The organism is Acinetobacter sp. GN11 (assembly GCF_054823985.1).
In genome coordinates this window covers 1-1485 of sequence record NZ_JRVL01000295.1, presented here as the reverse complement: position 1 = coordinate 1485, position 1485 = coordinate 1, and the positions used below count along the sequence as shown (strand labels likewise).

Sequence of the window (1485 nt, the reverse complement as noted above, 5' to 3'; positions counted from 1 at the left end):
ATATATTAGACTTTAGTCTAATGTTTTTGTGCCTAAATAAAAATAAGATGTCGGCTGGGTAACGAGTGAATAAATAATTAACCCAAAATACCTTTAATAAATCAGGAACATAACAATGACTTCGCCTTTAATGAATAATTACCTAAACTTTGCTTCTGGAATTGCCCATCAGCAATATTTACCAGCCGAAGAAGGTATCCTTAGGGCATATAACGATGGATGCACCCACTGGTATGTGGATGGAAGTTTACATGGGGAAATGGTTCCAGACTGGTCTGATGAACGAATCGAAAATCTAAACAGCTTAATCAAAAAATATAATGTTCAACCTATTTTCCATGGTAACTTCAAAGCGCCATTAGGTAGCGATGTTGATTATTTACGAGAAGCAGCCGTTGTATATGTTAAAAAAGAAATTGATATTGCCGCAAAAATTGGGGCACCTTTAGTTATTCACGGTGGTGGTATTGTAGAACCAAAGAAAATTGTATTGGCTAAACAAAAAGCTCTCGATAACTATATTTTATCTGTTAAAGAATTAGCTGAATATGCTGCTGAAAAATCAGTTGATATTTATTTAGAAAATTTATCAAATTATAAAAACTATCGTCCTTTCCATTATGTATTTACCCACATGGAAGAATACGATTATGTTTTTAATAAAATTGACCACAAAAATGTCTATTTCTTCTTAGATGCAGGACATGCAAATGTGGGTGAAGGTGACCCAGTTGCTGTGGTAGATAAATACCACGACAAAATTAAAGGTATTTCTTTTAGTAATAACAATGGTGAACAAGATCAACACTTTAGTATTGGTCGCGGCACTGTAAATTATTCTGACTTTATCGAAACAATTAACCGCCATAATTGGAAAGGTCTTGTTGCCTTTGAGGTGAGAGACAAAACTACTTTAGATTCAGTTAAAGAATTGGCAAGCGCATAAAACTAAAAGCCTTCTGAGGAACATCAGAAGGCTTTTTAAATTTAAATAATTCATTTTTAAAAGGATATATTAAGTGAGTGGTTTACTAGTTTTCATAACAATTGCCTTTCTTACGCTATCTAGTCCAGGCCCTGGCGTTTTATTTACAGTTACAAACTCAATCAATTACGGTGTCCGTACAGCCCTATTTGGAATTATTGGGTTAATTATTGGCATGTTTGTAATCGCAGTCATTTCGGCGAGTGGAGTGGGTTTAATCATTACCAGTAATCCCACTATTTTTACTGTATTGAAATTTGTTGGTGCATTTTATTTAATGTATCTAGGTTATAAAAACTTTGTAAAAACATCACCTTCTCAAGATTTATTAGACACTGAAACAAGTGAAAAAGCAGTAAGTAAATCTAAATTATTCTATCAAGGATTATTCGCGTCACTTCTCAACCCAAAAACAATTGTTTTCTTTATTGCCTTATTTCCACAATTTATTGATATAAAAGAAAAAATAATAAACCAATTTTTAATACTTTCTTTAACTT

General features: G+C 32.6%; 2 protein-coding genes. Both read left to right on the top strand.

The features are described from left to right. The first annotated feature begins 115 nt into the window (after window positions 1–115). On the top strand, window positions 116–946 hold the full coding sequence (locus tag NL42_RS18460) for a sugar phosphate isomerase/epimerase family protein (RefSeq protein WP_191900098.1): 831 nt from the start codon (window positions 116–118) through the stop codon (window positions 944–946). A gap of 73 nt (window positions 947–1019) precedes the next feature. Then, window positions 1020–1485 (top strand): LysE family translocator (locus NL42_RS18455; protein ID WP_461313857.1); only part of this gene is annotated, 466 nt, incomplete at its 3' end.

Coding starts and splice junctions, on each gene's coding strand:
- NL42_RS18460 (WP_191900098.1), top strand. CDS start 116: ATGACTTCGCCTTTAATGAATAATTACCTAAACTTTGCTTCTGGAATT.